The sequence below is a fragment of the Sporofaciens sp. JLR.KK001 genome, from assembly GCF_036941055.1.
GTDB lineage: Bacteria > Bacillota > Clostridia > Lachnospirales > Lachnospiraceae > Sporofaciens.
Genome location: NZ_JAYMNO010000003.1, coordinates 19,225 through 32,102 on the forward strand (window position 1 = coordinate 19,225; position 12,878 = coordinate 32,102).

Annotated in this window: 14 protein-coding genes and 2 pseudogenes; 15 read left to right on the forward strand and 1 reads right to left on the reverse strand. The window is 42.7% G+C overall.

Translation table 11 applies throughout. The annotated features are described in order from the left end of the window. Positions 1 to 42: 42 nt before the first annotated feature. Both VSQ62_RS30140 and VSQ62_RS30145 read left to right on the forward strand, forming a co-directional pair. Entirely contained in the window at positions 43 to 726 is a 684-nt protein-coding gene (locus tag VSQ62_RS30140) for an ABC transporter ATP-binding protein (protein WP_334638567.1), read from the forward strand. Next, positions 723 to 3,047, forward strand: coding sequence for an FtsX-like permease family protein (locus tag VSQ62_RS30145; RefSeq protein WP_334638568.1), 2,325 nt, complete (start codon positions 723 to 725; stop codon positions 3,045 to 3,047). Before VSQ62_RS30140 ends, VSQ62_RS30145 begins: the two co-directional genes overlap by 4 nt. 123 nt (positions 3,048 to 3,170) lie before the next feature. On the opposite strand, the pseudogene VSQ62_RS30150 reads toward VSQ62_RS30145, so the two are convergent. After that, positions 3,171 to 3,557, reverse strand: a pseudogene (locus tag VSQ62_RS30150) (DUF2461 family protein); the annotation flags it as partial. A gap of 248 nt (positions 3,558 to 3,805) precedes the next feature. Between VSQ62_RS30150 and VSQ62_RS30160 the strand changes: the two are divergent. From VSQ62_RS30160 to VSQ62_RS30220, 13 genes and pseudogenes are all read left to right on the forward strand, one after another. Further along, entirely contained in the window at positions 3,806 to 4,366 is a 561-nt protein-coding gene (locus tag VSQ62_RS30160; RefSeq protein ID WP_334638569.1) for a GNAT family N-acetyltransferase, read from the forward strand. Positions 4,367 to 4,577: 211 nt separating this feature from the next. After that, positions 4,578 to 4,847: a P-loop NTPase fold protein gene (locus tag VSQ62_RS30165; protein WP_016220844.1), complete on the forward strand. Its 270-nt coding sequence runs from the start codon at positions 4,578 to 4,580 to the stop codon at positions 4,845 to 4,847. Then, entirely contained in the window at positions 4,840 to 5,511 is a 672-nt protein-coding gene (locus VSQ62_RS30170; RefSeq protein ID WP_334638570.1) for a hypothetical protein, read from the forward strand. The genes VSQ62_RS30165 and VSQ62_RS30170 overlap by 8 nt, the downstream gene beginning before the upstream one ends. A 54-nt stretch (positions 5,512 to 5,565) precedes the next feature. After that, positions 5,566 to 6,672: an alpha/beta hydrolase gene (locus tag VSQ62_RS30175; RefSeq protein ID WP_160282127.1), complete on the forward strand. Its 1,107-nt coding sequence runs from the start codon at positions 5,566 to 5,568 to the stop codon at positions 6,670 to 6,672. Positions 6,673 to 6,888: 216 nt separating this feature from the next. Further along, complete coding sequence (locus VSQ62_RS30180) at positions 6,889 to 7,323, forward strand: DUF3795 domain-containing protein (RefSeq protein WP_160282100.1); 435 nt, start codon at positions 6,889 to 6,891, stop codon at positions 7,321 to 7,323. Between the two features lie 45 nt (positions 7,324 to 7,368). Next, positions 7,369 to 7,767 (forward strand): SRPBCC family protein, encoded by a 399-nt coding sequence (locus VSQ62_RS30185; protein WP_160282101.1) that lies wholly within the window; start codon positions 7,369 to 7,371, stop codon positions 7,765 to 7,767. 126 nt (positions 7,768 to 7,893) lie between these two features. Further along, entirely contained in the window at positions 7,894 to 8,325 is a 432-nt protein-coding gene (locus VSQ62_RS30190) for a pyridoxamine 5'-phosphate oxidase family protein (protein ID WP_159757440.1), read from the forward strand. Positions 8,326 to 8,359: 34 nt separating this feature from the next. After that, a pseudogene (locus VSQ62_RS30195) lies at positions 8,360 to 8,584 on the forward strand (response regulator transcription factor); the annotation flags it as partial. A gap of 54 nt (positions 8,585 to 8,638) precedes the next feature. Further along, complete coding sequence (locus VSQ62_RS30200) at positions 8,639 to 9,040, forward strand: response regulator (protein ID WP_334638571.1); 402 nt, start codon at positions 8,639 to 8,641, stop codon at positions 9,038 to 9,040. Further along, entirely contained in the window at positions 9,022 to 9,696 is a 675-nt protein-coding gene (locus tag VSQ62_RS30205) for a response regulator transcription factor (protein ID WP_160282103.1), read from the forward strand. The genes VSQ62_RS30200 and VSQ62_RS30205 overlap by 19 nt, the downstream gene beginning before the upstream one ends. Beyond that, complete coding sequence (locus VSQ62_RS30210; RefSeq protein ID WP_334638572.1) at positions 9,684 to 10,859, forward strand: HAMP domain-containing sensor histidine kinase; 1,176 nt, start codon at positions 9,684 to 9,686, stop codon at positions 10,857 to 10,859. The genes VSQ62_RS30205 and VSQ62_RS30210 overlap by 13 nt, the downstream gene beginning before the upstream one ends. 60 nt (positions 10,860 to 10,919) lie before the next feature. After that, positions 10,920 to 11,795, forward strand: coding sequence for an ABC transporter ATP-binding protein (locus tag VSQ62_RS30215; RefSeq protein ID WP_160282105.1), 876 nt, complete (start codon positions 10,920 to 10,922; stop codon positions 11,793 to 11,795). Beyond that, the gene (locus VSQ62_RS30220) at positions 11,792 to 12,868 is read left to right on the forward strand and encodes an ABC transporter permease (protein WP_160282106.1); all 1,077 of its coding nucleotides are present in this window, start codon (positions 11,792 to 11,794) and stop codon (positions 12,866 to 12,868) included. The genes VSQ62_RS30215 and VSQ62_RS30220 overlap by 4 nt, the downstream gene beginning before the upstream one ends. Positions 12,869 to 12,878: the final 10 nt, after the last annotated feature.

The window sequence follows — 12,878 nt, forward strand, 5'->3', positions numbered from 1 at the left end:
GACGCATCGGGTATGATGTTTCCCGAAAGGCAGGTAATGGATATGAAAATTCTTGAAGTACAGGATTTATGTAAAGCCTATGGGAAAGGGGAAGCGGGGGTTCAGGCTCTTGACCATGTTTCTTTTTCTGTGGAAAAAGGGGAATTTATCGCGATTGTAGGAGAATCCGGCTCCGGTAAAAGCACGCTTTTGAATGTAGTGGGAGCCTTGGATAACCCGACTTCTGGAAAAGTACTGATTGGCGGGAAGGATCTTTTTTCTATGCCTGAAAAAAGGCTTACGGTATTCCGCCGTCGGAACATTGGGTTTATTTTTCAGTCTTTTAACCTGATCCCGGAACTGAACGTAGAGCAGAACATCACATTCCCTCTGCTGCTGGATTACCAGAGGCCGGATCAGGAGCATGTGGAGGAGCTTTTGGAAATCCTGGGTTTAAAGGAGCGCAGGAAGCATCTTCCCGGTGAACTAAGCGGAGGCCAACAGCAGAGGGTGGCAATCGGGAGGGCGCTGGCTGCCCGTCCTGCAATCATCATGGCAGACGAGCCGACCGGAAATCTGGATTCCAGAAACAGCCAAGAGGTTATCACTCTTTTAAAATCTATGTCGGCCAAGTACAGGCAGACAATCCTGATGATCACCCACAATGAGAACCATGCGGATGCAACGGATCGGGTACTGCGCATGACGGACGGCAGGCTGAAGGATTTGGGGGTGGCGGCGAGATGAAAAGCTATCTTGGACTGATACTCCAGTATGAAAGAGTTCACCGCAAAAACAACAGGATCTCCGTGCTGTGTATTACGCTTTCGGTTTGCCTTGTGACGGCGATTTTCAGTATGGCGGATATGGCGGTGCGCTCCCAGAAGAATTATTTTATTAAAACCAATGGCGAGTACCATGCGGCGCTCCATGATGTGGAAGAGGAGACGGCGGAACTGGTATCGGCAAGGGTTGACGTGGCTTTATCAGGATGGGTCTACCAGGGCAGTACGGGGATGCTGTCCGGCAAAGCCGTCAGCTTTGTGGGGGCAAAGGAAGAAACCATGGAATCCCTGACCGAAATGGATATGACAGACGGCGTATACCCCGCCCTGCCGGACGAGGCGCTGCTGAATGAAAGCGCTATGGGGCAGATGGGTCTGTCCATTGGCGACAAGGTGACGGTGACGGTTCCGGACGGCTCACAAAAACAATACCGCATTACCGGAACCCTTGCGGATATGGGCTCCATGCTGAAAGCAGATATCTGTGGGATGGCGCTCTGCGAAGAGGGGTTTCTTGCTATTGCGGATGAAAACGCAGCAGACGGAACCACCTACCGTATTCAGTTTAAGGATAGCGCCCACATCCAGGAAGCCATAAAGCAGATCAAAAACCAATATGGCCTTTCAGACGGTCAGATCTCAGAGAATACTGCCTTGTTAGGATTGATGGGACAAAGCGAAAGCAATATCATGCAGGCTCTCTATCTGATTGCTGCAATCCTTGTATTCCTTGTGTTGATTGCGGGGACGGTGATGATCTCCGCAAGTTTTAACACAAATGTATTGGAGAGAATACAATTTTATGGGCTGCTACGCTGCCTTGGGGCATCCGGGAAACAGGTAAAGTATTTTGTGGTTCTTCAGGGGCTTCGTCAGAGCGCCAGGGGTGTGCCTGTCGGCCTGCTGGCAGGACAAATCGTGACCTGGGCTGCCTGTCTGCTGTTGAAATCCATCAGCGGCGACCGGTTTTCAGAAGTTCCACTATTTGAATTCAGTATAATCGGTATACTAACGGGAATTGTGGTGGGTTTCCTGATTGTATTCCTTGCCTCTCTTTCCCCGGCAAAAAAGGCTTCCAAGGTTTCGCCTGTCACAGCGATCAGCGGCAATTCACAGCTTACACAAAATAAGCATGCGGCAAATACAAAGCTGTTCCATGTGGAAACAGGTATGGGTATTTTCCATGCACTGTCGGGGAAAAAGAATTTATTCCTGATGACCTGTTCCTTTGCCATCAGCATCATGCTGTTTCTGGCTTTCCAGGTGATGGTTGTATTCCTTGATCAGGGCATGCCCGCGTTAGCGCCCTGGGCGGGAGACGTAGCTGTGATGTCTGACTCGGAGCTTAAGCATTCTGTGATAGAAAAGATTGAAGCAGTCGAGGGTGTGAAGCGCGCCTTTGGGAGGATGGAATACGGCGGATTATCCGTTTCTTCTGGCACTGAGACCGGCACGGTTACACTGGTTTCCTATGAAGAAAACCAGTTCAGATGGGCGAAAGAGGAATTGAATAAGGGGAGTATCGATGCTGTTTCGGGAGGAACCGGGGATATCTTAGTGTCCTACCGGGGTGGCTGTCGCTGGCAGGCTGGGGACACCATGACGCTCCATACGCCTCTGGGAGAAAAACAGGTGAGGATTGCGGGAATCTTGTCTTCCACAAATGCGTCAAGTGAAGCCGGAAGCCTTGGCTATATCATATGTTCAGAACAGTTATTTACGGAGTGTATTGGCAGGTCAGGTTATACAGCTGTGGATATACAGTTTTCAGAAAGCGGGAATGACAGAACAGTGTCAGTGATACAAAGCCTGCTCCCGCCGGACTGCACCATTGCAGATAAACGGCTGTCAAATTCGGAATCTCAAAGTTCCTATTATACAGGCGCCGTGTTTATTTATGGGTTCCTGCTCATCATTGCGCTGATCACTGTGTTCAATATTTTTAATAGTATGAATGCCAGCGTGGCGGCGAGAACCAGACAGTATGGCGTGATGCGCTCCATTGGAATGGGAGCCGGGCAGCTCTATAAGATGATTGCCGCCGAAGCAGTTACTTATGCAGTACTGGGATGTGTGGCCGGGTGTGTCATGGGCCTGCCGTTAAATAAAATGATGTTCCAGTTCCTGATTGCCGGTAAATGGGGAATTGGCTGGCAGTTTCCGGCCGTATCATTGCTGCTGATCGTCATTTTGTGTTTCGGTTCTGCGGCGCTGGCTATCAGGCGGCCAATCAAAAAAATCGGGGAACTGTCAATAGTGGATACCATAAAGCTTCAGCAGTAACAAGGAGGCTGACAAAAATTTATGAAAAGACTAAGCTTTATAACAATTTGAGCCATGCATGAATCATCAAAAAACTCCGGCGCCCGGTAACATACTGAGTATCGGAGTTTTTTATACATTCCTTTATCTTGCCGGCATTTTAAAATCGACAAGCGCCTTGTTTAGATAGTCATTAAAAGGTTTCATGATTCGGAAAAGCTCCACTGCTTTTGCAAGAAATACCCCTGCATCTATTACATCTTCATCTCTTAACGGATATTCCAGATACCAGCTCTTGAATTTTAGATGGTCTGCCTGAGGGTGTTCTTTCTCATATCCTGCAGGAACCTTCTTTAATGCCGTTCCCTGCACAGTGAAATGCTTTTCAAAATCCGGTTCGTGGATGATCTTTTCCCATTCTTCACCACTTTTGGCGATATAGTCCCGTACCATTGTTGTCGCATCCTTGAACATATCCGCGAACAGGCCGCCGCCTAAAAAGGATTGATTGCCCGGCTTTATCATAAGATATCAAGTTCCGTTTCGATGGACACGAAATATAAAAATTTATTTCATCTTAGGGGAAACAGGTATATAATTGGCATTGAGAGGAAACGTATCATTCTCTGGAAATCCAGCCGGAAATCGGTGGCCGGATGAGAGATGCTTTCCGAGGATCGAAAGAAACTAGGAAACTGCATTATGGGAGCGGAACTTTACATTACGGAAACTGGGCGGTCTGGCTGTGACAGGGCAGTTCATGGGGGATAAAAAGCAGGATGGAGACAGAAGATATTATTCTTGGAAAAGCAAAATATGAGGATTGGAGATCCATATACCGTAATGTCTGGTCAAGGCCGGAGACTGCGGAATATATGATATGGAAAGTGACGGCTGATGAGGATGAGGCAAGGAAGAGGATACAACGGACAATCGCATGGCAGGAAACACATGATGCGTGGCTGGTATATGAGAGGGGGAGCGGACAGGCCATCGGATTTGCCGGAGTGGAGGAAACAGAGCCGCATATTTATCATGAGACTGGGATTGCCTTGGGACCGGAGTATGTCGGAAAGGGATATGGGAAACAGATACTGCGTTTATTGATGGAGTACTGTATTTCATTGGACGGGCAGGAATTTTATTATTCTACACGGGCAGGGAATCTTGCTTCAAAGGCGCTGGCATTATCCTGTGGATTGGCGTATCAGTATTCGGAACAGAGGACAGACCAGTGCAGCGGAAAAACTTATGAATTGGAAATTTATAAAAAGAATCTGAAATGTACTAAAAAGGGTAGTAGGCTTGCCACATTTGGAAATGAGTATCTGCAATATTAAGAAAAAAGTCTGCTGCTATATTGGTAGAAAATGTTCAATTCGAGTTTACGGGTACGAATACCGGAAAGAGATATAGACTGGTAAAATAAAAGAGTGTGGTGTGTGATATTCATCAACAATGTGGATATGAAGAAATTCCGATAGAATGAATCTGTCGAAGTTTGTTCAGATGATGTGATAATTAAGAACCATCTTGGAGTCGGAGGAACGTATGGATCTGATTGAAGAATTAAAAAATTATTGTGAAATAAACAATCCGGTTGGTGCCTTAATGCTATCTGGAGAGTGGGGATGTGGTAAAACATATCTTATTAATACCAAATTTATTCCGTTAGTAAAAGATGCATATGTTTTTGTATGTGTTAGTTTATTTGGTATAGACTCTTTAGATGCATTAAGAGTTGAGGTAAAGAAAAAATGGTTGGAGAAAATGTGCAGGATAAGAGAAATCGGGATTTCATTAGGTGAGGAAAATGGTTAGAGAAGTAAAATGGACAAAATATCTATGGCTGAGCCTGCTCTTGTTTGGAGCATTTATGCTGGAATATTTTTCAATATTTGTAATTGAATTCATGATTCTGCATGTAGATATATGGAACTATACAGTAAACCAAAGAAGTGTTCATTGTATGATAATGGTTTTAATATGGGCGGTTGTTATTGTAATGGCACTATTTTTTTCGCAGAGGTATTATCACTTTCCTTCAAGAGAAAATAAAGAGGATCATCCTTCTTTGAAAAATTGGGTCATAACATTTTCCTGCTTAATCTGCTGCAAAATCTTGACTTTTATAGATTGGCATACTCTAAAAGTATTTGGTGAAGTTCAAGGTAAAAATGCATACCAATTCTGTGCACAATATTTATACTATCTTTTTGAGGTAATGCTTGTTACTCTAATCATAATGTATGGGCAAAAAGCGATTGAAACCTTGTTGAAAAAAGAAAGTCCGATTCCTTTCGGTGGTATCATATTGGCTGTGACATGGGGAGCGTTTCATTTTGTGTCGAGAGGAGCAGGACTTGAAATATGGAATGGAATTTCTACTATGATATTTTCTGTTCTTAGCGGTGTAATGTATTTACGACTAAACAGAAAATGTTTGTATAGCTATCTTTTTATCGCTGTAGGCTATTTACTATAGATTGCAATGAATTGATTGCTGTATTGAAGTTATAAGGAAGAATAGGTGACCAATATGAAAATGAAATCCAAGAGAAAAATTCTCATTATTGTATTATCTGTAGTTATTGTGCTGTTCATTGCCGGAGATTGGGCATTATCCGTGATAATATACAACGAAAATTTTAACCAGCGTTTTGAAAGTGATGAGGCGTTTATACGGCATGTTGATGATTTTGACGGATTGCAGCGCACGAAATATGAGTTTGTTTCCAATAAGGGACAGAAATTGACGGGATATCTGTACACCACGGAGGAAAAACCGCATGGAATCGTTGTAATGTCTCACGGATTTGGCGGTGGCGGGCACAACTCTTATATGGACTGCGCAAATTATTTCGCGCATCATGGATACTGTGTTTTTTCTTATGATGCTACGGGAAATGATGAAAGCGAAGGTGAAGGAGTTGGAGGACTTCCACAGGGAGTCATAGATCTTGACTATGCAATCACATTTGTGGAAGAAAGTGGGAATTTCCCAGATCTGCCAATCGTTTTATTCGGGCATAGCTGGGGCGGTTACAGTGTTTGCAGTGTACTTACCTATCATCCTGAAGTAAAAGCAGTTATCGCGTGTTCCGGTTTTAACTCTTCATCGGATATGTTTGAAGCAGAGGGGAAAAAACAGGCAGGGAACGGTATCTATCTTATATTGCCGTTTGTGAAGCTCCACGAGAGGATGAAATACGGCGGCTATGCCTCAAATACTGCGATGGACGGATTTTCAGAGAGCGATGCCGCCATTATGATCCTGCATAGTTTGGATGATGAAGTTGTTCCAGCCAAATACGGCTACGACATTTATTATGAAAAATATAAAGATGATTCCCGGTTTCGTTTCATTCATTTCCAGGATAAGGGACATAATTATTTCAATGATGAAACCTATAGGGATGAATTTAATGCGGAATTTGACAAATGGCTTGAAACACTGGATTACGATTATAATGTCTCCGAAAACAAAGAACGGTTTTCGAAGGATAGAGCTGACTATATACATAAAAACCTTGACAGGGAAAAAAGGTTCAATTCATTAGATTTGGAGCTGTTTGGGGATTTTGTTGGTTTTTATGATGAAAAGATACACGGGGTTATCAAAAGTGAAGAGGCTTTCGAGAAATGATTAGTCCAAAATAGCGAGAGCTGTAACCAATGTGGTTACAGCTCTCGCTAAATTTTTCCCTAAATTTGCAAATATGGCACTTTATTTTGCAAAAGTGGACTGTCTCGTTGAAAGTAATGGATAAAGTAGATACAATAAAATTATCTTTGTAGCAATGAAAGAATTTTTTTATTACCGGAAAGCTATGGAGTAATAATGTATACGGAGGAAAACATAATGAAATCTATTTGTGGAATTGATTGTACGAACTGTGAATTAAGCAGCACTTGTAACGGGTGTGCGGCAACAGGAGGCCAGCCTTTTGGGGCGGAATGCCTTGTTGCACAATGCTGTAAAAAAGGCAAGACAGCGTTAAGTGAATTGAAAGAAAAGCTGATTGCGGCCTTCAATGCGCTTCACATTCCGGATATGGAAGAAGTAACAGAGCTGAATGCGCTGAAAGGTTCCTTTGCCAACATTGAATATGCCCTTCCCAACAGCCAGATTGTAAAGTTTTGGGATGACAACAGGATCTATCTGGGGAACCAGCTGCAAAAAAAGGACAGCGACAGGTGCTACGGGATCATCGCTGACGAGAAATACCTCATGGTGTCTGAGTACAGCGGCTTTGGAACTGATGCAGAGATTATTGTGTTCAAACGATGGAACTAAAATGGATCTTCTGGAAAAAACAATAAAAGAGTGGAGGGACGTCCAGTGAAGATCTCAAGAGTGACAGCACAATTTCCCTGTGATTGTAAAACGGTCTGGGATATTGTTACAGATAATGAGAATTTTGAATGGCGAAGTGATTTATCTAAAATCGAAATAATTGATGAAAATCGTTTTGACGAGTATACAAGGGATAAATTTGTAACACATTTTCGGATCACTGCAAAGGAGCCATACCGAGAATACCGCTTTGATATGGAAAATCAGAACATGAGAGGTCACTGGAGCGGCATATTTGAGAGCTGCGATGATGGTACACAGATTACTTTTACAGAACAAGTCCAGGTGAAGAACCCGATTATGAATTTGTTTGTAAAGGGGTATCTGAAAAAGCAGCAGGTCGGGTATATTGCAGATCTCAGAAAAGCGATAGCAAAATTGTAAGTTGGAGGATTAAGCAAGTAAAGAAGTGCAGCTTCCTAGGAAAAAGCGGATGAAAGTTAATGCCTTTCTAAGAGGAAATATACTGGAGACGGGAACGCTGCTGAAAAGAGTGGAGGAGACGACAAAATGAGAAATCCAGAACAAACAATAGGAAACTTAATAGATAAGCAGAAAGTTTCATTCATTGCCTCGATTTCCGCGGAAGGTTTCCCAAATATGAAAGCTATGCTGCCGCCCAGAAAACGAGTGGGAATCAAGGAATTTTGGTTTACAACTAATACATCTTCTATGCGGGTAGCTCAATACAGGGAAAATCCAAATGCCAGCATTTATTTTTATGACAAACGTTTTTTCCGTGGAGTTATGCTGATTGGCACCATGGAGGTTTTAGAGGATGCTGAAGCTAAGCAGATGATCTGGCTTGAGGGTGATACTATGTATTATCCCCAGGGCGTGACAGATCCTGATTATTGTGTTTTAAAATTTACTGCTGAAAAAGGGAGATACTATTCTAACTTTAAATCAGAAGATTTTGATGTGCTGCCCATGAGCATATGAAAGAAAATATCTGTGTGGCAGGAGATGGCTAAAGATAAGTAAAATATTATTATTAGAGGACGATGTGAGTCTGGTAGATGGACTCAAGTATTCTCTAGGGAAGAACGGATTTGATGTTACGGTTGTACGGACAGTGGAAAAAGCCCTTGAGTCCCTGTCAATTATCAGTGAGTACGATCTATTACTGCTTGATGTTACTTTACCGGATGGAACAGGATTTGATGTATGTGAAAAGGTAAGACGGCAGAATAGGCAGATACGTGGATACAATCAGTGCGCCATAGATTTTGGAAAGATAATTTGAGGTTAATCAATGATTAAAATATTATTTGTAGATGATAATTTCGATTGCTTAAAGATTCTGGAGCGTGTGTTTAGGAAAGAGTTTATCGTATATACAACGTCGGGAGTGAATGCGGCAATGGAGATTCTGAAAAATAAAAAGGTCAATTTGGTCTGTTCTGATTTGCATATGCGCGGTGAGACAGGTGTTATTCTGCTACAGGAGATGATACGGAGCGACATGAATATACCGTTTATTTTGATGTCCGGTGATATTGACAGTATGGAAATAAAGAGGGCAGAATCTTATGGGGCAGTCTTTCTGGAGAAAAACGGGGAGTTAGCCTCTCGGATTAAGAGAATTGCGGTTTCAGTAGAGAAAAAAGGAAGCCAGGCAATTGGGGAGATGCCAGCATGCGTAAAAAAATATTAATAGCGGATGATGAAGCAGATATTGTGTCAATGCTTCGTGCCTTTTTTGAAAGCAAAGGATATTTTGTCCTGTCAGCCGTAAATGGAACAGAAGCATTAAAGCAAGTGGAACAGGAACCGGATATTATCTTGCTTGATATTAATATGCCCGGACTGGATGGCCTGAAGGTTTGCGAACGTATTCGGGATTATGTGTCCTGCCCTATTCTTTTCTTGACTGCGCGAATAGAAGATACAGACAAAGTAAAAGGGTTTGCCGTCGGCGGTGATGATTATATTGTCAAGCCCTTTTCCCTTATGGAGCTTGAAGCAAGGGTGACTGCGCATTTGCGCCGGGAAGCAAGGCGTACCTTTGATGCACAGATCAAGTTCTCCGGTGACCTGACGGTTGATTATTCAGAGCGCTGCCTTTTCTTTGAGGGGCAGCGTCTTGGTCTTGCTAAAAAAGAATTTGATATTGTGGAACTGTTATCTCAAAATCCGGGACAGGTTTTTACGAAAGAACGGATTTATGAGCGCATTTGGGGTTATGACAGCATGGGGGACAGCAGTGTTGTGGCGGAGCATATCCGAAGGATACGGTCAAAGATTGCAGCATATACGGACAGGGCATATATTGAAACAGTTTGGGGGTGCGGATACAAATGGAGAAAATAAAGCACTATAGACTGAATTTATCTCTTAGGAAAAGTCTGGTGCTCTACGTGGCAGTTTTTGCGGTACTTGCTCTTATTCTCTCTATCATGACAATTTCCATATGCGATAACACAGTGGATACAATAAGGAAGTCTTACCCGTCGGCCGGTGAAAAATATTACCTGACAAATGAGCAGGGCAAACGACTGGGCGACGGCACCTATATCGGGAATGTACCTGTTATGCCTTCCGGGCAGGATGAACGTATTATCACTTTATTAGAACTGTTTTCTACGATTGCTGCACCTGTCTATTCCGCATTATGTATTATAGCGGCGGCATTTCTGTTTTACAGGGACAAGCTGAAAAAGCCGCTTGCAAACTTGCGCATTGCGGCTGAAAAAATATCAAATAATGACTTGGATTTTGCGGTAGGATACGACAGTAAGGATGAGTTGGGGGAGCTTGTGGATTCCTTTGAAATCATGCGCACGGCTCTTGTAAATAATTTTTCTGAAATGTGGAAGCAGGTCGAAGAACGGAAAGCACTTAATGCGGCATTTGCTCATGATTTGCGTACCCCGCTTACAGTATTAAAAGGCTACAATGAAATGCTGCAGGTAGATGCAGATGAACGGACAAGAAAAATCGCTGCTACTATGGGAAAACACATATCCCGTATGGAGGCTTATGTAAGCAGTATGAGCAGTCTCAGGCGTTTGGAGGACACACAGCCGAAGTACGAGGCGGTTTCTCTGCAGCCGTTTTTGTCTTCTCTACAGGAAAACGCACAAATGGTATGTACACAAAATAGAAAAGCATTGCACCTGCAAAATGAGGTGCCTGCCTGTGAACTTTTTATAGATAGAGCGTTCATTTTACAAGTATGCAATAATCTGTTAGCAAATGCCGTCCGCTATGCCCGGACGTCCATTACATTGTCTTTTTCTTTACAGAATAAAGGATTGCTGATCATGGTATTGGATGACGGAAAAGGCTTTGATAAGAATATTGTACGTAAGGTAACGAATCCATATTTCACAGAAGAAGACCGTGCGGAACACTTTGGCCTTGGATTATATATCTGCAGGCTGCTCTGCGAACATCATGGCGGATATCTGAACATTGATAATACGCCGAATGGAGCTATGGTATCTGCATTTTTCAAAAATCTTTCTTTGTAGATAAAAAGTTGAAATTTACGCGTTATACTCGTCATAAAAACATAGGAAAGGAAGTTTGACATGGTTTTAAAAACAGTCGGGCTGACCAAACAATTTGGCGGGAAGACAGCCGTAAATGATTTGAACATTACTTTATCAAATGGTGTTTATGGACTATTGGGGGCAAATGGCGCGGGGAAAACTACATTTATGAGACTGCTGTGCAATCTTCAAAAACCTACTTCTGGAAGAATATTTCTGAATGGGAAAAACATTGCAGGGCTTGGAGAAAAGTATAGGAATCTTTTGGGATATCTGCCGCAGCATTTTGCGTATTACCCCGATTTTACCGCACTTGATTTTCTGCTGTATGTTGCAGCTCTAAAGGGAGTGGGTGAAAAAGCGGCGCAGAAAAAATCAAACGAATTACTTGAAGAGGTAGGATTATCTGCAGAAAGCAGACATAAAATTAAAACCTTTTCCGGCGGTATGAAACAGCGATTGGGAATTGCACAGGCAATGTTGAATAACCCGCGTATATTAATCTTAGACGAGCCGACAGCAGGGCTTGACCCTAAAGAGCGTGTCCGTTTTCGTAATCTGATCAGTGCATTTGCAAAAGATCGTATCGTAATCTTATCTACCCACATTGTTTCTGATGTAGAGTTTATTGCAGAGGAAATTATTATGATGAAATCCGGTTCAATTATTCACTTCGGGAAACCACAGGAGATCACGTCTGAAATCAATGGGCAGGTGTGGGAGTGCATTGTCCCATCGGCAAAGGCGGAGAAATATGCAGCAGCATTTAACACCAGCAATTTGCGCAACATGAATAATAACAAAACGGTTTTACGGATCATTGCAGATCATCCGCCTATGGCAGATGCTTCGCAGGTGCAGCCTAATTTGGAAGATTTGTATCTATTTTATTTCAAAGGAGGCACAGAAGAATGAAAAAACTAATTCAATTTGAATTACGAAAAATATTTTCAAAACGCCTGACACAGATTGCTTTGCTTTTTGTACTGTTTTTTTCTGCCATTTTGGGGTTTTCCAGCTATCAAAATAAATACGCATTTGATGGAGTGAGCAAGGAAGGGACAGGAAAAACAGCCGTAGAGATTGATAAGGAGATTGCGGCGAAATATGAGGGAGTATTGACAGATGAAAAAGTTCAGCAAATGATGAATGACTTTGCTGCCCAAACGAACTTACATGGAATGAATGCTGCGTATCTCTATCATAACGCTCTGCAGTCTGCAGTTTTTACGCGGTTTTCTGATATGAATGGAAACTGGAACGGTGTTCGTGTTTCGGATGCATTTGGCGGTGAGGAAGTCAGGATTGGTTATGTTGACGGCTGGCTTACAACGAGCCAGAACATGGTTAAGATTTTTTTCATTCTTTCGCTGGTTATTGTTATTATGACCGCACCTGTTTTCTGTGGTGAATATGGCGGAGTGGATAATATTATCCTTACAAGTAGATATGGAAGGACGAAATGTGGGGCGGCGAAAGTGGGCGCTGGTTTGATTGCTGCATTTATAGTGACACTGGCAGTAGCTGCCGTCAATATTTTGTTTGCATTTGTTCTATATGGAAGAGATGGATTGAATTGCAGCGTTCTTTTTGCGCCTATGCCATTTGATAATGGGTATATTCCTTTTAATATTACCTGTGGAACTTTGCTGAAATATCAAGTTTTGCTGGCTTTTACGGGAACATTGAGTGTTGCGGGAATTACGCTGCTAATCTCAGCTATCAGCAGGAATCAGATGGTGGCTCTGGTTGCTTCAGCGGCAGTGTACTTTTTCCCTGCTGTATTACCCATTTCGGAAAGTAATCCATTGTTTCGGTTTATAGGGCTTTTACCTATGTATCATGCTCAATTTGTTTCTCTCATGTCAATAGAACAAATGGATAACGGCATATTATATGCAATATGGGTTATTCCGACAGCATTTATTTTTATAGAAACAGGTGCTTTTGCTTCCCGTAGATTTTTTGCGAATCATCAAGTCACATAAAGAACGGGAG

Excerpts from the sequence above, each read along its gene's own strand:
- VSQ62_RS30140 (WP_334638567.1), top strand. The coding sequence starts at position 43 with ATGAAAATTCTTGAAGTACAGGATTTATGTAAAGCCTATGGGAAAGGG.
- VSQ62_RS30145 (WP_334638568.1), top strand. The coding sequence starts at position 723 with ATGAAAAGCTATCTTGGACTGATACTCCAGTATGAAAGAGTTCACCGC.
- VSQ62_RS30160 (WP_334638569.1), top strand. The coding sequence starts at position 3,806 with ATGGAGACAGAAGATATTATTCTTGGAAAAGCAAAATATGAGGATTGG.
- VSQ62_RS30165 (WP_016220844.1), top strand. The coding sequence starts at position 4,578 with ATGGATCTGATTGAAGAATTAAAAAATTATTGTGAAATAAACAATCCG.
- VSQ62_RS30170 (WP_334638570.1), top strand. The coding sequence starts at position 4,840 with ATGGTTAGAGAAGTAAAATGGACAAAATATCTATGGCTGAGCCTGCTC.
- VSQ62_RS30175 (WP_160282127.1), top strand. The coding sequence starts at position 5,566 with ATGAAAATGAAATCCAAGAGAAAAATTCTCATTATTGTATTATCTGTA.
- VSQ62_RS30180 (WP_160282100.1), top strand. The coding sequence starts at position 6,889 with ATGAAATCTATTTGTGGAATTGATTGTACGAACTGTGAATTAAGCAGC.
- VSQ62_RS30190 (WP_159757440.1), top strand. The coding sequence starts at position 7,894 with ATGAGAAATCCAGAACAAACAATAGGAAACTTAATAGATAAGCAGAAA.
- VSQ62_RS30200 (WP_334638571.1), top strand. The coding sequence starts at position 8,639 with ATGATTAAAATATTATTTGTAGATGATAATTTCGATTGCTTAAAGATT.
- VSQ62_RS30205 (WP_160282103.1), top strand. The coding sequence starts at position 9,022 with ATGCGTAAAAAAATATTAATAGCGGATGATGAAGCAGATATTGTGTCA.
- VSQ62_RS30210 (WP_334638572.1), top strand. The coding sequence starts at position 9,684 with ATGGAGAAAATAAAGCACTATAGACTGAATTTATCTCTTAGGAAAAGT.
- VSQ62_RS30215 (WP_160282105.1), top strand. The coding sequence starts at position 10,920 with ATGGTTTTAAAAACAGTCGGGCTGACCAAACAATTTGGCGGGAAGACA.
- VSQ62_RS30220 (WP_160282106.1), top strand. The coding sequence starts at position 11,792 with ATGAAAAAACTAATTCAATTTGAATTACGAAAAATATTTTCAAAACGC.